This window comes from Streptomyces sp. NPDC006140 (genome assembly GCF_040628815.1).
Taxonomy (GTDB): Bacteria; Actinomycetota; Actinomycetes; order Streptomycetales; family Streptomycetaceae; genus Streptomyces.
Genome location: NZ_JBEXTS010000002.1, coordinates 288,022 through 306,167, shown reverse-complemented (window position 1 = coordinate 306,167; position 18,146 = coordinate 288,022). Strand labels below are relative to the sequence as shown.

General features: G+C 72.3%; 9 protein-coding genes. 6 read left to right on the top strand and 3 right to left on the bottom strand.

Translation table 11 applies throughout. From position 1 onward, the window contains the following. Window positions 1-323 precede the first annotated feature (323 nt). From ABZ386_RS06605 to ABZ386_RS06590, 4 genes are all read left to right on the top strand, one after another. The gene (locus ABZ386_RS06605; RefSeq protein WP_355718455.1) at window positions 324-3,182 is read left to right on the top strand and encodes a glycosyl hydrolase 115 family protein; all 2,859 of its coding nucleotides are present in this window, start codon (window positions 324-326) and stop codon (window positions 3,180-3,182) included. Between the two features lie 398 nt (window positions 3,183-3,580). Then, a complete protein-coding gene (locus tag ABZ386_RS06600; RefSeq protein WP_356673588.1) occupies window positions 3,581-4,969 on the top strand; it encodes a cytochrome P450 in 1,389 nt (462 codons plus the stop codon). Beyond that, window positions 4,953-5,960 (top strand): (-)-alpha-amorphene synthase, encoded by a 1,008-nt coding sequence (locus ABZ386_RS06595; RefSeq protein ID WP_355718446.1) that lies wholly within the window; start codon window positions 4,953-4,955, stop codon window positions 5,958-5,960. Before ABZ386_RS06600 ends, ABZ386_RS06595 begins: the two co-directional genes overlap by 17 nt. 226 nt (window positions 5,961-6,186) lie before the next feature. After that, window positions 6,187-9,096, top strand: coding sequence for an AAA family ATPase (locus ABZ386_RS06590; protein WP_351336995.1), 2,910 nt, complete (start codon window positions 6,187-6,189; stop codon window positions 9,094-9,096). Window position 9,097: 1 nt separating this feature from the next. Here ABZ386_RS06590 and ABZ386_RS06585 read toward each other — a convergent pair whose 3' ends face one another. Beyond that, window positions 9,098-12,562: an NACHT domain-containing protein gene (locus ABZ386_RS06585; RefSeq protein WP_356500754.1), complete on the bottom strand. Its 3,465-nt coding sequence runs from the start codon at window positions 12,560-12,562 to the stop codon at window positions 9,098-9,100. A 231-nt stretch (window positions 12,563-12,793) separates the two neighbouring features. Here ABZ386_RS06585 and ABZ386_RS06580 point away from each other — a divergent pair, with 231 nt between their 5' ends. Continuing rightward, window positions 12,794-14,782 carry a GDSL-type esterase/lipase family protein gene (locus ABZ386_RS06580; RefSeq protein ID WP_356500752.1) on the top strand — a complete coding sequence of 663 codons (1,989 nt, stop codon included), beginning with the start codon at window positions 12,794-12,796 and terminating at the stop codon, window positions 14,780-14,782. A 19-nt stretch (window positions 14,783-14,801) separates the two neighbouring features. Here the strand turns inward: ABZ386_RS06580 and ABZ386_RS06575 are convergent, their stop codons facing one another. After that, window positions 14,802-16,283, bottom strand: a complete 1,482-nt coding sequence (locus ABZ386_RS06575; protein WP_351337175.1) for an MFS transporter — start codon at window positions 16,281-16,283, stop codon at window positions 14,802-14,804. A gap of 282 nt (window positions 16,284-16,565) precedes the next feature. Between ABZ386_RS06575 and ABZ386_RS06570 the strand changes: the two genes are divergently transcribed. Next, on the top strand, window positions 16,566-17,171 hold the full coding sequence (locus ABZ386_RS06570) for a response regulator transcription factor (RefSeq protein WP_114250608.1): 606 nt from the start codon (window positions 16,566-16,568) through the stop codon (window positions 17,169-17,171). On the opposite strand, the gene ABZ386_RS06565 is transcribed toward ABZ386_RS06570, so the two are convergent. After that, a partial coding sequence (locus ABZ386_RS06565) for an ABC transporter ATP-binding protein (protein WP_358963915.1) occupies window positions 17,061-18,146 on the bottom strand: 1,086 nt, incomplete at its 5' end. The genes ABZ386_RS06570 and ABZ386_RS06565 overlap by 111 nt on opposite strands.

Here is an 18,146-nt window from a genome sequence, read left to right as displayed (position 1 = left end):
CGCCACGTAACACACCACGACCCCTCACCCCGCCACCCCGCAACGCACCGCTCCCCCACAAACCGCCGCGCGCACAACGGCACCGCTCCCCCACAACCGCCCCGCCCACAACGGCACCATGCCCCACATCTGGACGCCCTCGCGCACCCTCCCCTAGGGTGCGACGGCAAGCGCTTTCTAGCCTGCCCATGCCAACCTCCCCTGTGCGCAGCCCCGCCGACGGCCCGGACGAGGAACCGCCGCGGGTCCGGCGCGGAAAGGCAGTGCCCGTGCAGCAGAGACCGTCTCTCCCCTCGGTGAGCCGCAAGTCGTTCTTACGGGGCATGGCGGCCGTGGGCGCCGCTCCCCTGCTCCCCGTCGCCACCGCCGAGGCCGCTCCCTCGACCCGCCCCGACTTCCCCCTGGTCCGGGGCGGCACCGCGGTGGACGTCTTCGTGGACGCGGCCGACGACCCCGCCGTCATCCGCGCGGCCGGCGACCTCCAGGCGGACGTGGAGCGGGTGGGCGGCGTACGGCCGCGCCTGCTGCACTCCGTGCCCGAACGGGCCGCGCTCCTCGTCCTGGTGGGGACGATCGGCGCGAGCCCGGTGATCGACCGGCTCGTCCGCCGCGGACGCCTGGACGTCTCCCGGGTCGAGGGCCGCTGGGAGGCGTCCGTCACCCAGGTCGTGGACCGTCCGCTGCCCGGCGTGGACCGCGCCCTGGTCATCGCGGGCAGCGACCGGCGCGGCACGGTCTACGGCGTCTACGACACCTCGGAGCGCATCGGCGTCTCCCCCTGGTACTGGTGGGCCGACGTCCCCGTCGTCCGCCGCGACACCGTGACGGTCCCGGCCGGCCCGCTCAAGCGCCTCGAACCCGCCGTCCGCTACCGGGGCATCTTCATCAACGACGAGCAGAACCTGACCACTTGGTCCCACCGCACCCAGGAGCCGGACAAGAACATCGGCCCACGGACCTACGAGCGGGTCTTCGAGCTGCTGCTCCGCCTCAAGGCCAACTACCTCTGGCCGGCGATGCACCCGTACTCCGACTTCTTCAACAAGCACCGCGAGAACCCCGAACTGGCCGAGCGCTACGGCATCGTGGTCGGCTCCAGCCACCCCGAGGCCATGCTCCGCAACGGCGTGCACGAGTGGCAGCCCTGGGCCGAGGAGCACCGCAACCCCGACGGCACCCTGCCGCTCTACGACTACACGGTGAACCCGGCCGTCATCTCCGACTACTGGCGGGCCCGGGCCCGCGAGAACGCCTCCTACGAGAGCAGTTGGACGATCGGCATGCGGGGCCTGCACGACTCCGCGCTGGAGACGAAGTACGCCACGACGATCCCGGAGAAGGTGGCGGTGATGAACGACATCATCGCCGACCAGCGCCGCATCCTGGCCGAGGAGGTGGGCGAGGCGGCCGAGCCGCAGATCTTCATCCCGTACAAGGAGGTCCTGGAGCTGTACAACGCGGGCGTCCAGGTGCCCGACGACGTCACGCTGATCTGGCCGGACGACAACCACGGCAACATGCGCCAGCTCCCGAACGACGCGGAGCGCCGCCGCGCCGGCGGCAACGGCATCTACTACCACCTCTCCTACTGGGGCCGGCCCCGGAGCTATCTGTGGCTGGACACCACGCAGTTGGCCAAGGTGTGGCAGGAGCTGCGCCGGGTCCACGACCATCAGGCCGACCGGATGTGGATCTTCAACGTCGGTGACATCAAGTCGATCGAGACGGGCCTGTCCTTCTGCCTGGACATGGCGTGGGACGTGGACCGCTGGGGCCCGGGGAACGTCGAGGACTTCCTCGTGGAGTGGGCCGGGCGCCAGTTCGGCCGGCGGTACGGCGCGGAGATCGCCGCCATCCGCACGGAGTACTACCGCCTGGCGGCGGAACGCCGCCCGGAGTTCATCGACCGGGCCATCTTCTCGACGGTCCACCACGGCGACGAGGCGGGCCGCCGCATGACCGCCTACGAGGAGTTGCTGGAACGGGTCCGCCGGCTGGGGGCGAAGCTCCCCGAGGCCTACCGGGACGCCTACTACGAGCTGGTCGAGTACCCGGTCCACGGCGCCTACTTGATGAACCTGAAGTACTACTGGGCGGACCGCAACGCGCTCGCCGTCCGGCAGGGGCGTGGCGCGGGGACGAACCGCTTCGCGGACCTGGCCGAGGCCGCGCACACCGAGGAGCAGGCGATCACCCGGCGGTACAACACCGAGATCGCGGGCGGCAAGTGGGACGGCATCGTCAACCCCTACCCGTCCCAGATCCCGAAGGCACCGGGCCGCCCCTCCGTCACGCGGGTGCCCCGGCAGGAGACCTCGGGCCTGGGGCTGGCCGCCGAGGGCAACGAGACGGGAGCGGACCGCCCGCTCTCCTTCTCCTCCTACACCCGCGACCGCCGCTTCGTGGACGTCTTCAACACCGGCTTCCTCCCCCTGGAGTGGCGGGCCGAGCCGAGCCACCCGTGGCTGCGGCTGAGCACCGCGGGCGGTGAACTCACCGACCAGACGAGGGTGTGGGTGGAGGTCGACTGGGCCCGGGTCCCGGAAGGCACGCACCACCCGAAGCTGGCCTTCACCGGCGCCGGCACGACCCTCGAGGTGCCGCTGCGGGTGGTCAACGACGGGGAGCGGGCCCGGCGGCGGGTCCGCGGCTTCGTCGAGGCCCACGGCTACGTCTCGATCGACGCGGCGCACTTCGAGAGCCGGGTGGCCCGCGGCGGAGCACACTGGCGGGTCGTCCGCGGGCTGGGCCGCCGTACGGCCGCCGTCGAGGCGGTCCCGACGACCGCGCCGGCGATCACCGACGACGTCGCCACCCGGTCACCGGAACTGCGCTACCGGGTGCGCTTCACCACGGCCGGCACCTTCCCGGTGACGGTCTTCCGGCTGCCCTCCCTCGACGAGCGGGGCGCCCGGCGGCTGGCGGTCGCCCTCGACGACCAGCCGCCGACGGTCCTGTCGGGCCAGGCGATCGCCACCGGCAACCGCGGGGACGCCTGGGCCCGCAACGTGGAGGAGGGCGTCGAGAAGCTGACGGCCCGGGTGACGGTGTCCAGGCCGGGTGAGCATGTGCTGCGGGTGTTCATGGTGGACGCGGCGATGGTGCTCGACCAGATCGTGATCGACACGGGCGGCCTGGCGGCCTCTTATCTGGCGCCGCCGGAGAGTTACCACCGCCCCTGACCACGGACCGGGTGGAGTCGGCCGTGGGCGACGGCCGGCTCCACCCGGTCCTCGCGGCACCCTGCCCGGATCCGTGTATACGGAAAATACGTAAGGAGAATCGAAGAAGCCGGAGTGGCGGAAGAAAGCCGTCTGTCGCCTTGCGTGCACCGGAGGTGATTCACCCAGCGCTTCCCCGTGCACCCGTGCGCCCCCCTGGAGAAAGGGTTCGTCACGTCAGCGGCCAGCTTGGACTGGGCAGGACATGGTGCAGGTGCCACGTCGGTGAAACATCACCGTATTCCCTGGTCGACTGAGGCAGGTGGTATTCGATGAACGGCCGCGTTCACGAAACGGAACAGCAATGGACCGTTGGTACTGCTCCAGGCATATTCCCATCCGTCGGCCACGGTATCGCCTTGTTCCGTCGGCCGCTCGAGTTTCTGAAATCCCTGCCCGCGCAGGGCGATCTGGTCGAGATACGCCTCGGCCCCCAGCGCGCCTGGATGGTGTGTCACCCCGAGCTGGTCCACCGCATGCTCAGGGACTCCCGCACGTTCGACAAGGGCGGACCGCAGTACGAGAGGCTCCGGGCGCTGATGGGCGACGGTGTCGTCACGTGCCCGCACGCGGAGCACCGGCGTCAGCGCAGGCTGCTGCAACCCACCTTCCGCCCCTCCGCCGTCTCCGGGCACACAGATCTGATGACCGAGGAGGCGGCGTCCCTGTGCCGTGAGTGGCGCGACGGCCAGCAGGTCGACGTCAGTGCGGCCATGCTGGGGCTGACGACCCGGCTGATCAGCCGGGTCCTGCTGTCCGACTCGCTCGGCCCCGCCGCGACCGACGAGGTGCGGCACTGCCTCGCCGCCATCGTGCGCGGCCTGTTCGTGCGCACGATCGTGCCGGTCGACGCCCTGTTCCGGCTTCCCACCCCGGCGAACCGCCGCTACCGGCGTGCGGTGGAGCGGGTTCGCGAGCTCATCGACGCCGCGATCGCCGAGCGCCGGCGGGGCACGCCCCGCGACGATCTGCTGGGGCTCCTGCTGGCGGCCGCGGACACCGAGGGCGGCGAGCCCCCGGTCACCGACCGAGAGGTCCACGACCAGCTCGTGTCGCTCCTGCTCACCGGTTCCGAGAGCCCGTCGATGTGTCTGGCCTCCACCTTCAGCCTCCTGGCCCGGCACCCGGAGGTCGAGCGGCGGCTGCACGCCGAGGTCGACACCGTCCTCGCGGGCCGGTTGCCGAACGTCGACGATCTGCCCCGCCTGGTCTACACGCGCTCCGTCATCACCGAGACGCTGCGCCACTCCCCGCCCGGCTGGCTCTTCACGCGGGTCACGACCCGGGAGACGGAGTTCGCCGGACGCCGGCTGCCGCGGGGAGCCACCGTCCTGTACAGCCCGTACCTCCTGCACCACGACCCGGCGTCGTTCCCCGAGCCCGACCGGTTCCGGCCCGAGCGCTGGCTGGAGGACGAGGCCGCCGCCGGTCCGAACGGGGCGCTGATCCCGTTCGCGGCGGGCAGCCGCAAGTGCATCGGTGACCTGTTCTCCCTGGCCGAGATGACGGTGGCCCTCGCGACCATCGCCGGCCGCTGGCGGCTGCGTCACCCCTCCGGGCGCATCGCACCCCTGCGCCCCGGAGCGACCTTGGGACCCCGGTCCCTGACGATGATCTGCGCACGACGAGCGGACGCACCGGACGGCGCGGTGCCGCGTGCCGTCGCCCAGGTACCCGAAGCCGCGGCCGGCGCGTCCGGAGCGGAGAAAGCCGGAAGGGACGGTGACAACGGTGTCCACCACGCATGAGGAAATCGCGACCATCACGCAGAGCGGAATTCCGGCATCCAACCTGGTGGAGCTGATCGACGCTCATCTCCACATGCCCTTCCCGTTCCGGCGCAATCCCCACGAGGCCGCGGCCGCCGCAGGCGTCGACACCTGGCTGCGCACGACCGGCCTGAGCGACGAACCCGGGGTGCCGGCGATGATCGCCCACACGCGCCCCGCCGAACTCGCGTCCTACAACAGCCCGGACGCCGATGCGGAGATACTCCAGCTCGTCGCCCATCAGATCGCTTACCAATTCGTGTTCGACGACCGCGCCGAGGAGGTCGGCCGGCACCGGCCGGGCCAGTTGCTGCCCATGCTGTGCGAGAGCATCGCGATCCTGCGGGACGGCGCGCTCCCCAGCACCCCGCTGGGAGCGGCCCTGTCCGACCTCTACCGGCAGATCCGCGAACGGTGTACGCCCGCACAGGCCGCGCGCTGGGCGTGGAAGAGCCGTGAGTACGTGCACGGGCTGCTGTACGAGTCGGTGGCGCAGACCCACCCCTCGCCCATACGGTCCGGGCTCTGCACGTCGATACGCTCCCTCACCGCGGGCGTCGAGCCCTTCTACCCGCTGTGCGAGGCCGCGCAGCCCCACGAGCTGACCTCCGCGGAGCTCCATCATCCGCTCATGCGGCGCCTGAGCCGGCTGTCGGCCGACGCGGCGGTGTGGATCCCCGACCTCTTCTCCGCGGTCAAGGAGCAGCGGTCCGGCGAAATGATCAACCTGGCCCTCGCCTACCAGCGGGCCCACCAGTGCCCCCTGCCGGTCGCCGTCACCCTGGCCATCCGGCAGATCAACCACACGATCCGCGAGTTCGAGAGGCTCTTCGACGAGATCAAACCGGAGTTGAGCCCTTCGGGCGTCGGCTATGTGGAAGGCATGGCCGGCTGGATCCGCGGCTGCTACTACTGGTCCCGCACCGTGCCGCGCTACGCGGACGCGGGGAGGGCCCCGGCCCTGCGGTGAGGGGTCCCGGCGATCCCGGCCTCAGGCCGGGCCGACGACGCCCATGGGGCCGGGCTGACGGCGCCCATTCGAGCCACGGTACCCGTCGGATCCGCGCTCCACACCGCAATAGCAGGTCATTCACCCTTCTTTGTCGTGCCCGTCCCAGAATCCGGTCAAGGCACCTCTCGGGAGGCGTACGCTCGCGCTGCCTCCCGATGGCCGACGACAGGAAGCGGTACGGCACATGGCGAATGAGCTGCGGCAACCCACGCCCGAGTCCAGGCCGTTGCTCGAGCGTCGCAAGGAGCTCCGGGCGCTCGACTCGGCCCTGGCCCGCTTGCGTGAAACCGTCGACGGCGTGCCCCAGGCGCCGCGCGGCGGGCTGCTCGCCTTCACCGGTCCGGCCGGCATGGGCAAGACCGCCCTGCTGACCGAGGCCCGGGCCCGCGCCACGGCCGAGGGGTTCACCGTGCTGTCGGGCCGGGGCGGTGAGAAGGAACAGGAGCTGGCGCTCCACGTGGTGCGCCAGCTCGTCCAGCCCGCTCTGGCACCGCTGGACGAGACCGAACTCCGTACGTTCCTGGGCGGCTGGTACGACATCGTCGCCGCCGCGCTGGGTCTGGTCGCCACGCCGAGCGGCCATGTGCCGGACCCGACCGGGGTTCGTGACGGTCTCGACTGGGTGATGACGCGCCTCGCGGTGAAGAAGGCGCCGGTGGTCCTGCTCCTGGACGACCTGCACTGGGCGGACGTCCAGTCGTTGAGCTGGCTCGCCTCCTTCGCTCCCCGGGCCGTGGACCTGTCGATGCTGATCGTCGTGGCGTACCGGCCCGACGAGCTGCCGCGCGAGGCGGCCTCCCTCCAGGCGCCCGCCGCCGATCTGGGGAGCCGTCCCTTCACCCTGGCGCCGCTCAGCACCGAGGCCGTCGCACGGATCATCCGGGACGAGGTGGGTGAGGAGGCCGAGGACGCGTTCTGCGAGGAATGCCGGGCGGTCACCGGAGGGAGCCCGTTCGAGGCCGTCGAACTCGCCATCAGGCTCGGCGAGCGCAAGCTGAAGGGCACCAGCGAGGACCTGCCCGCCATGCGTGACCTGGCCGCCGCGGTGAAGGGGCCCGGGCTGATCGAGCGTCTGCAGAAACTCGGCACGACCACGGTCCGCTTCGCCTACGCGGCGGCCGTCCTCGGTCAGGCCATCTCGCCGGAACTGGCGTCCACGATCGCGGCGATCGGCAGCACGGCCGCGGCCGAGGCGACGGAGAAGCTGCGGGCCGCCCGCATCCTGGCCGACGGCGACGGGGGCCGGGACAGTCTGGAGTTCGTCCACCCGCTGATCGCCACCACGATCTACCGGTCCATCACGCCCAGCCTGCGGGAAGGGATGCACAACTCGGCCGCGGAGGCCGTGCGGGCCGCCGGGCTCGGCCCCGCCGCCGCGGCGCGGCATCTGCTGGAGGTCCCCTGCGAGGGCAACGCCGAGGCCGTCGCCTGTCTGCGGGAGGCCGCCCGTGAGGCACTGCACTCCGGTGCCCCGGAAGCGGCCCGGCGCCTGCTGACCAGGGCCCTGCAGGAGCCGCCGCTGCCGGAGGAACGCGCCGTGCTGCTCCATGAACTGGCCTCCGCGACCTTCCTCATCAAGCCCACCGCCACCGTCGCCCATCTGCGCGAGGCGCTGGCCGAGCCCGGCATCGAACCCGAGCTGCGCGCCTCGATGGTGTACCGGCTGGCCCAGGCGCTGGCCCACACCGACCGGATGGCGGAGGCCGCGACGGTGGCGGCCGAGGAGGCGCAGCGGACCGCCCACCCCAGGATCCGGCTGCGGCTCCAGGCCGACCACTTCAGCTGGAGCGCGTTCCGCACCGACGAGCCGGACTCGTCCGGCCGTTCGCGGGCGCTCGCCCGGCTGGCCGACCGTCTGCCCGGCCGTGGTCTGGAGGAGCGTTACATCCTCGGGATCCGGGCCTGGGACGCCATGATGTGCGGCGAGCCCCGGGAGAAGGTCCTCGCGTACGCCGAGGAGGCGCTGCGCGGCGGACTGAGCTGGACCCACGAGAACCAGGGTTTCGAGGTGCCCGTCTCGGTCGCCCTGGTGTTCATGTACTGCGACCAGCCGCGGCGGTCCGAGGAACTGTTCGCGCGGGGCATGGCGGAGTGCGAGTCGAAGGGCTGGCGCGGTTCCCATCTGGCTCTGGGGCAGACGCTCTCCGGGTACATCCGGTACCGCCGTGGCTGCCTGGCCGAGGCGGAGAGCCTGGTGCGGGAGGGCCTGAGCATCGCCGACCGGGTGGAGGGCGCGGTACCCGCGCAGTGGTTCGCCGTGGGCATCCTGATCCAGACCCTGCTGGCCCGCGGTCGCCCCCTGGCGGCACGCCGGCTCGCCGACAGGTACGGCTACGGGGACGTCATCCCGAACGCCGTGATCTATCCCGACCCGCGCACCGTGTACGCCGAGCTGCTCCTGGCGGAGGGCCGGTCCGACGAGGCCGCCGACCTGCTGTCGGAGGTCGGTGAGTGGCTGGAGAGCCGGGAGTGGCGCAATCCGGCCTGGTGCAGCTGGCAGTTGGGCCTGGCCTCCGCGCTGTCCCGCAGCGCTCCCGACCGGGCCGTGCGGCACGCGCAGGACGCCGTGAAGCGGGCCCGGGACTTCGGCGCGGCATCGGTGATCGGCCAGGCGCTGCACGCCCAGGCGGAGGTGACGGGCGGCGAGGCGGCTCTCGATCTGCACACGGAGGCCGTCGACCATCTGCAACGGTCACCGGCGGCGTACGAACTGGCCCGCGCCCTGGTCGGCCACGGTGCCGCGCTGGCCCGCAACGGCCGGCTGCACGACGCCGCCGACCGCTTGTACCAGGGCCTGGAAGGCGCGGTGCACTGCGGTGCGGAGGGGCTGGCGGCCCGGGCCCGGCGGGAACTGTCCGCCGCCGGCCTGCGGCCGCTGCCCCTGCGCTACCCGCAGACGGACACGCTCACCGCCCAGGAGCGCAAGGCGGCCGAGAGGGCGGCGCAGGGCCACCCCGTGGCGGTGGTCGCGAAGGAACTGCACCTGACCGAGCAGGGCGTGCGGCACTTGCTCTCCTCCGTGTACCGCAAGATCGGTACGGACGCGGGGGGCCTTGCCGAGGCGCTGAAGACGTTCCCCCGGCCGCGGCCCTGACTCACCGCGTCCTGGAGTTGTGCTGAGCCCGATGCCCCATCGCCTCCCAGAATCTCCGCAGCTCGCCGAGGTGTGTGCGGCGTTGCCAGGAGGCCTTGGGGCGTAGGGGGGAGCGGGAGCGGGACAGGAGGGTGGACTGGGCGCGGCAGAAGGCCTCGCCCAGTTCCGCGCGCTGGCCGTCGAGGCCCCTGGGCGGGTAGGGGCACAGTTCGAAGGCGCAGTCGTCGCGGCAGTTGGAGCCCGCCTGGGAGGAGGCCGTGCGGACGGCGGTGCGGCCGGGGTCGAGGGGCGTGCGGTCCTGGGTGAGGCAGGGCGGCAGGTCGGGCCGGGCGGTGTGCTGGAGGCGTCGGATGCGGTCGGTGGGCCAGTCGCCCCGTTCGGCCAGGTTCAGCAGCAGCAGGACGTCGGCGAGGAGTTGCTGCGCGCTCGGGTGCAGGGCGCTCCAGCCGGTGGACGGCGGGATCCACAGGTTGTGCTTGCGTGCCTCGCCCCGGGAGGTCTGGGAGCCGACGTGGGCGGCGACGCCCGATTCGTCGATCCACAGGAACCGTTCGGGCTGCCGGGTCTCCAGGGCCCAGGCGCACAGTTTCCCGGCCGCGGTCACGAACGGGTGCTCGGGTTCGCCGTCGGGCCGGGCGAGCCACTGGCGGACCTGCTGCGCGGGGTCGGAGCCGTGGCCCCGGGAGGGGAACCCGGCCGTGGCGCCGTCGGGCAGGTCCCACAGGGTCAGCGCGTGCAGCAGGGTGAGGCGGGTGAACCAGAACCGGGTGCGCTTGAGCATGTCCCAGGCCTGCTCGCTCAGGTACTCGCGGGCCTCGGGCCGGGCGTGCGGATGCCGGTGCCGGCGGTTCGCGGCGTACTTGAAGCCCTGGGCGAGCGCGACCTCCACGTTGAGGTCGAGTCCCGCGTGCGCGTCGGGGCTGTCCTCGGGAATGCCCACGCGCCGCACCCAGCTCTCCAGGAAGGCGTACGGCGTGTCCTGGTGCCGGTGGGTGGTGACGGAGCCGACGAGCAGGGGGATCAGCCAGGCGCACAGGGTGTTGTCCCGCCACTGCCGTTCCTCGGCCTCGCGGTCCTCCCGCTCCCGCCGGCGCTCCTGGCGCCGCTGCTCCTCACGCTCCTTCAGCTCCCGCTTGAGCCGGGCGACCTGGCCTTCGCCGCGCCGGCGCTGCCTGGTCTCCCGCTCCCCCACCAGTTCGGGCTGCTGTCCGCCCCACAGTTTCTCCCGCCAGTCGGGCTCCCGCTCGACGCGCTGGCCCTCGACGACCTGCGGCCCGCGCAGCCGGGGCTGGAGCGCGGCGAAGGCCAGATCGCCGCCGGCGCCGATCTCCTGGGCGATGGCCAGCCGGACCGGGTACGAGGGCTCCAGGCGGGCGATCTCGAACAGTTCCAGGTAGGCGGGGCGCAGCGTCTGCCGCTGGGCGACCGAGCGCATGGCCTCGCCGAAGCGGCTCACGAGCAGGGCCTTCGCGGTGCGCAGGGTGTGCGGGTCACGGGCCCGCAGGTCCGGCCAGGCCGTGCACAGCCGCATGGCGATGAGGTGCTGCTCCGGCTGGGCGTCGACGCTGTCGATCTCCAGGGCGGCGGCGTAGAGCTCCAGGGCCTTGCTGTGCAGGGTGCGGCCGAAGAGGGGGCGCGTCTCCTGCTTGTCGTTGTTGTCGGGGCAGGTGTTCCGGACCGTCTGCGCCTGGCAGGCGGCTTCCATCAGGAGGTCCCTGGCGGCGCTGACCGGGCACCATCGCGTGCCGTCCGGGCCGGTGGCGCCCGGCTCCTCGTGGATGCAGGCGCCGTCCGGGAGCCGGGAGTGCAGCACCATGGCGATCAGCAGTTCCCGGCCGGGACTGAGCAGTGCCGCCGGGAAGTAGCGGCCCTCCGTCGGCTGGGCCGGGACGTCCGGGTGGATCACCGCGTTCAGGAAGCGGGCGCCCAGTTGGGCCTGGATGACGCTGTGCTGGAAGCGGACGCGGTCGCCGCCGAGTTCGACCAGCTCCATCCGGGCGCCCCAGTGCGCGGCGAGCCTGAGGTCGATGCCGCTGTCGCCGACCCTGCGGGCCAGTTCCCGGACGATCTCGGGGAAGCGGGAGCGGGCCGGGTCCTGCTCGTCGACGACGTCCGCGAACCGCACCTCGGAGGTGTCGAGGGCGAGGCCCACGCAGGCCAGCGCGGACAGGTAGTGGACGGTGGAGCGGCGGTCCTCCGCGGAGAGCGGCAGGTCGGGCCGGAAGCGGCCGCTGATGAGGGCGCTGAGCCAGGTCTCGAACAGGTGGAACCGCAGGGACGCCCGGTCGCCGCCCCGCGTCTCCACGGCCTCCTCGTCCGCCGAGCCGGCCAGGGCGCGCTCCAGCAGTCCCTGTTCGTGCAGTTCGGCGGCGATCTCCAGGTAGGTGGGGGCCTCCGCGATGCCGGCCCGTTCGACGATCCAGTCCAGTCGTTGCCGGTCCTCCCCGGCGCCCCCGGACGAGATGTAGGTGAGGGCCGCCTCCTCGCTGAGCGGTTCCAGTTCGGTGAGGGAGGCCTCCATGCCGCGCAGCGAGTCGTGCGGCCGGGAGGTGATGATCAGCGGCAGGCCCTCCTCGTTGGCGCGGCGGATGGCCAGCCGGATGATGGTGTCGCGTTCCTCCGTCAGGCCCTCGGCGGTCAGCGCCTCCTCAAGTCCGTCGGCGAGCACCACGATCCGCCCCTGCTGGCAGAGCCGCCGCCACACCTTCTCCGCCTCGGCGGCGGAGCGGATCTGGCCCTGCACCTCCCGGCAGAAGCGTTTGAAGGCCAGCTCGCGGAAGTCCAGGTCCTGCTCGGCTGCGCGAAGCCGCAGCGGCACGGGCACCGCCCCGCGCTCGGCGAGCCGCTGGGTCAGCAGCACGACCAGCGCCGTCTTGCCGGTGCCGATGCCGCCGACGACGACGTGCGTCCGGCGGAAGCGGCGGTCGCGCAGGTCCTCCATGAGGACGGAGCAGAGCTGGTCGCGGCCGACCACCCGGCCGAAGATGCCGCCCGCCGTCTCCACGAGTTCGTGGGGGTCCAGACGGGCCTTCCTCAGGTAGGCCCGGCGCACATGGCTGAACCGGAAGAACAGATAGGCGACGGTGGCCAGCGCGAGGGTGAGGAACGGCATGAAGAGGGACTGAAGGACGGTGCAGCTGAACCCGTCATCCCCCTGGCACTGTCGATCGACCCATCTGACGGGTGATTGGAAGCTCTTCTCCTGCGGCAGGGTGATCACGGCCGTGACGACCAGGAACAGCAGCAGCAGCGCGCCGAGGAACGTCAGGACCAGCAGCGCCACGTACCCGCCGCTCTTGCGGACCCGCCAGATCCTGGTCCGGTCGTAGCCCTGCCGCATCAGGCGGCGGCGGTGCAGCGCGCGGCGGACGCCGAGCCCGTCGAGCACGGCTCGCCGGAGCAGCCGGGACAGTCCTCCTTCGCGCGGCGGGGCGGGGGTCTGGGGAGCACTCGTACCACCGTTCACCCTGTGAGGGTTCCGCGCGGGCGGGCCTCCGGGCACCGACGCGGCCCGGATTCACCCGACGGAAGCTCGTCGGGCACCCGCCACCCGGCGGTACGCCGTAGCGCAGGCCGTCACCACACCGGCTCAACTCCCGTCTCTGTCGGATCACTTGACGTTGAACCGTTTCACTGCTTCTCTCGAAAGGCTGCTCATGGGAGCGCTCCCAGCCACCCCCCACGTGAAGGGAAGCCCGTGCAGACCTCCCCCCTCCCCTCCCCCAGACGCGTCCTGCCCGCTCTCCTCACGGCCGTGCTCCTGGCCTGTCTGCTGTCGTGGACGGGCGGCTCGCCCGCGCACGCCGCGGCCGGGGACGGCTCGGTGTCCGACCCGAACATCACGTACGTCGGACGCTGGGACGTCTCCTCGGGCACCGCGGCCGTGCCCCACTGGACCGGCGCCTACCTCCAGACCGGCTTCACCGGCACCACCGTGAAGGTCAAGGCCAGGAACGCGGTCAACTTCTACGCGAGCATCGACGGCGGCCCCGACGTCTTCCACGCGGGCGTGCGCGGCACGGTGAACCTCACCCCGCGGCCGCTGTCCCCCGGCACGCACACCCTGCGCCTGTCGTACCGCTCCGGCGACACCGTCTTCCAGGGCCTCGTCCTGGACTCCGGGGCGCGGACCGTCGCCGTCGGCGCACCGTCCGGGCTGGTGGAGTTCGTCGGCGACTCCATCACCGCGGGCGCCCTCACCGACCGGCTGGCGCTGGACTCGTACGCCTGGAAGACCGGCGAACGGCTGGGGATGCGGCACACGCAGATCGCCCGGTCCGGGTACTGCCTGGTCGCCCGGTCGGGTTGCACCGGACTGAGCGGGCAGTTCTTCCGGACGGGCAGCACCGGCGACACCGCCTGGGACTTCTCCCGCTACCGCGCCGACGCGGTCGTCATCAACCTCGGCACCAACGACATCGGGCACGGCGTGTCCGGCGCGGCCTTCCAGTCGGCGTACACCGCGTTCCTGCGGGACGTGCGCGCCAAGTACCCCACCGCGCACCTGTTCGCGGTGCAGACGCTGAAGAAGCGTTACGTCACGGAGACCAGGGCCGCCGTCAGCGCCCGCAACGCCGCGGGGGACGCCCGGGTGCACTACGTCGACACCACCGGCTGGCTCACCGACGGCACCCACTACGAGGACGGCAACGGGCATCCCAACGAGGCGGGCCACACCAGGTTCGCCGAGCGCCTGGCCCCGGTCGTCGCCGCCCGGCTGGGCAGCGGCGCCGCGGTGAAGGCCGCCGCTCCCGGGCAGCCCGGCGACCCGAACATCAAGTTCGTCGGCCGCTGGGACACCACCAGCTCCGCCACCGCGTACACCCCGTACTGGGCCGGCGCCTACTACCGGGCCGGCTTCACCGGACGGACGGTCAAGCTGAAGCAGCGGGGCACGATCGACCTGTGGGCGCGGATCGACAACGGGCCGGTGAAGTTCTACGACGACGTCAAGGGGACGGTGAACCTGACCCCGACGCCGCTGGCCGCCGGCAACCACACGCTCCAGGTCAACTACCAGGTGGTGGCGGGGTCGTACAAGGGCGACGCCGTCTTCCAGGGGCTGGTCCTCGACAGCGGCGCGACGACCTTCGCCCCGCCCGCCCCGGCCAAGCTGATCGAGTTCGTCGGTGACTCGATCACCGTGGGCACCACGACCTCGCAGAACGCCCGTACCGCGTACGGCTGGCTGATCGGGGAGCGGCTGGGTGCCGAGCACACGCAGATCGCGCAGGGCGGCGCCTGCCTGGTCGCCGCGGCGGACGGCTGTGTGGGCCTGGAGCGGCAGTTCACCAAGCTCAACCCGAACGCGGCGACGCCCGACTGGAACTTCTCCCGCTACCGGGCCGACGCGGTCGTCATCAACCTCGGCACCAATGACGTGGGGCACGGGGTGAGTTCCACACAGTTCCAGTCGGCGTACAGCAGTCTGCTGCGCAAGGTCCGGGCCGCCTACCCGCAGGCGTGGATCTTCGCGCTGGAGACGTTCCGCGGGCGGTTCGTCCCGCAGACCGAGGCCGCCGTGCGGGCCGCCGTCGCCGGTGGTGACGCCCGGGTCTCCTTCGTCGACACGACCGGCTGGCTGGGGTCGGGCGACCTGACGGACTCGGTGCATCCCAACGACCGGGGGCACCGGGTCATCGCCGACCGGCTGGCTCCGGTCATCGCGGCGAGGATCGGGGGCTAGGCAGCCGCCGGGGCGGGCCTCACATCGGGCCGGGGCCCGCCCCGCCCTTCAGGCGCTCCAGGTCGGAGGGGCGGACCTGGATGACGATCAGGGCGATCAGGGCGGCGACGGCGGTGAAGATCGCCGCCATGATGAACGCGGCCGAGACGCCGGAGGTGAGGATCTCGTCGGACCAGGGCTTGGGCAGTTGCCCGGTGCGTTCGAACCGCAGGCGTTCGGCCGGTGTGGCCTGCCGGAGGAAGTCCGGAACCTGCTTGTCCGCCTCGTTGGTGCTGGCCGTGCCGTACATCGTGACCAGGATGGACAGGCCGAGGGAGCCGCCGACCTGCTGGGTGGCGTTGAGGAGCCCGGAGGCCGCGCCGGTCTCGGGGGTGGGCACGTTGGACAGCGCCATCAGGGTCAGCGACACGAACTCCATGCCCATGCCCAGGCTGAAGACGAGCATCGGGCCGAGGACACTGCCCGCGTAGGTCGAGTGCACGTCGGTCAGGGTGAGCCAGGCCAGTCCGGCCGCCGCCAGGATCGCGCCCAGCACCATGAACGGCTTGGGCCCGTAGACGGGCAGGAACCGCGAGGCCAGTCCGGCGCCGATGGCGATGACCGCGCTGACCGGCAGGAAGGCGAGGCCGGCCTGCAGGGGGCTGAACTCCAGCACGTTCTGCACGAAGAGCGTCAGGAAGAAGAACATGCCGAAGATCGCGGCGGCCAGGCACAGCATGATGCCGTAGGTGCCCGCGCGGTTGCGGTCGGCGAACATGTGCAGGGGCGTGATGGGCTGTCTGGAGCGCCGCTCGATCAGGATGAACGCCGCGAGCACCACGACCGCCCCGGCGAACGAGGCCAGGGTGAGCGCGTCCCGCCAGCCGTCCTGCGCGGCCCTGATGAACCCGTAGACGAGCAGCACCATGCCCGCGGTGGAGGTGAGCGCGCCGGTGATGTCGAAGCGCCCGGGGTGGCGTTCGGACTCCCTGATCCACTTGGGCGTGGCGAGCACGATGAGCAGGCCGATGGGCACGTTGACGAACAGCACCCACCGCCAGTTCAGCCACTCCACCAGCATCCCGCCCGCGAGCAGGCCGATCGCGCCGCCGCCGGCCGAGACCGCGGCGAACACCCCGAAGGCGCGGTTGCGTTCCGGCCCCTCGCGGAAGGTCGTGCTGATCAGGGCGAGGGAGGTGGGGGACGCGATGGCGCCGCCGACGCCCTGCAGGGCGCGGGCGCCGAGGAGTTGGCCGGAGTTCTGGGCGAACCCGCCGAGCAGGGAGGCCAGCACGAACAGCAGCACGCCGAAGATGAAGACGCGCCGCCGGCCCAGGATGTCGCCGGCCCGGCCGCCGAGCAGCAGCAGGCCGCCGAAGGTCAGGGTGTAGGCGTTCACCACCCACGACAGGCTCGTGGTGGAGAAGTCCAGCGAGCTCTGGATGTGCGGCAGCGCGATGTTCACGATGGTGATGTCGAGGACCACCATCAGCTGGCACGAGGCGATGACGAAGAGTGCCATCGCGCTTCCGCCACCACCGGGTTCCCTGGTGGCGGTCGTCTGTGGTGCGGCCGGCTGCGGGCTGCTGCCTGCGGTGTCCACCGTTCGACGGTATGCCCGCGTTCCCGACCTCACCACTCGATCAACGTCGGCCTGCGCGGCAGCCCTTCGCCGAGGCCCGGACCGCGCTCGGGACCGAACTGAAATTCCCGACATGGGAGGTGATAATCCGTTCTAGGAGGTGCAGAGGACCGGAGCACGCCGGAGCGGGTACGGGGGCCGCACAGCCGAGTGGGAGCGACATTGATCCGCGTTCTTCTCGTCGAGAACACCCGCCTGGTGCGGGGAGCGTTCGCCGCTCTCCTGTCACGCGAGGACGACATCGAGGTCGTCGCCGAAGCCGAGGGCAACGGTGAGGTCCTAGCCCGCGCCCTGTCGTGCCGCCCGGACGTGGTCGTGATCGACGTGGACTCCAGGGAGGGCGAGGAACTCGCCGCACGGGGCGAGCTGAGGGCCCGGCTCCCGGACTGCCGGATGCTGCTGCTGATGGCGTCGACGACACCCGAGCGGTTGCGCCGCGTGCTCGGTCTGCACGCCGCCGGCGTCATCTGCACCAACGCCCCGGCGGACCGTCTGGTCCACGGTGTCCGCAAGCTGGTCAGGGGGCAGCGGTTCATCGACCCGGAGTTCGCGCTGGTCGCGCTGGACGCGGGAGAGAACCCGCTGACGCCGCGCGAGGTGGAGGTGCTGCGGCTGGCCGCCGACGGCACGCCGACGCGGGAGATCGCCGAGCGGCTGTCACTGTCCGTGGCGACGGTGCGTAATCACCTGACCGCCATCACGCGGAAGACGGGGGGACGCAATCGGATCGACGCGATCCGGATCGCCCGGGAGTCGGGCTGGGTGTGAGGGCTCGAGCGGGCCGTCCGGGCTTCGTACGGGCCTTCCTGGCTTCGGGCGGGGCTTCCTGGGCGTTCGCGTGCGCCCCGAGATGCGCTCCGCGGTCGTCCGCAGGACCGCGGCCATCCCGGCCCGTGCCATCGCCCCGGCGGTCGGCCGCGCCGGCCGGGCACCGCCGCCCGGGGAAGCGCCGGCCGCGCCCCAGTGGCCGACCAGGTCGCGGTAGAGCGGGGACGCGGCCATCAGCTGCTCGTGGGTGCCGAGGGCGACCCGCGTGCCGTCCATGACCAGGACGCGGTCGGCCCGCAGCGCGGAGCTGATGCGGTGGGCGACGACGATCAGGGTGCCCGGGGCGCGGGCGAAGGCGTCCTCGGCGACGGCCTCGGCGAGCGGGTCGAGGTGGCAGGTCGCCTCGTCCAGCAGCGTCAGCCGGGGCGCCGGGAGCAGGGCTCGGGCCAGGGCGACGAGCTGCCGCTCACCGGCCGAGAGGCGCCTGGGATCCAGGGGCGCGTCATAGCCGCCGAGGCGCTCGACGAGGGGCGCGGCGCCCACGGCGCGCACCGCCCACTCCACGTCCGCCCGGGGCGCCCCGGGAGCCAGGTAGGTGAGGTTCTCCGCCAGTGTGCCGGCGAAGACGTACGCCTCCTGGGGGATCAGGACGCGGTGCCGGGCCAGACCCTCGCCGCGGCCGACCAGAGCACGGACGGGCAGGTCATCGAGGTGTACCTGCCCGGCCCGCGGTTCGAGCACCCCGGCGATCAGGGCCGCCAGGGTGGACTTCCCCGCGCCGCTCGGGCCGACCACGGCGAGGTGCTCACCGGGCCGCAGGAGAAGGTTCAGGTCGCGGATCACCGGGTCCGCGGACTGGGCGTAGGCGAAGGTGAGACCGCGGACGTCCACACGACAGCCCCCGGCCCGGACCACCGGCCTGCCGGCGCCGACGTCGGCGGCTTCGGGCTCCCCGGACCGGGACGCCGGCAGACC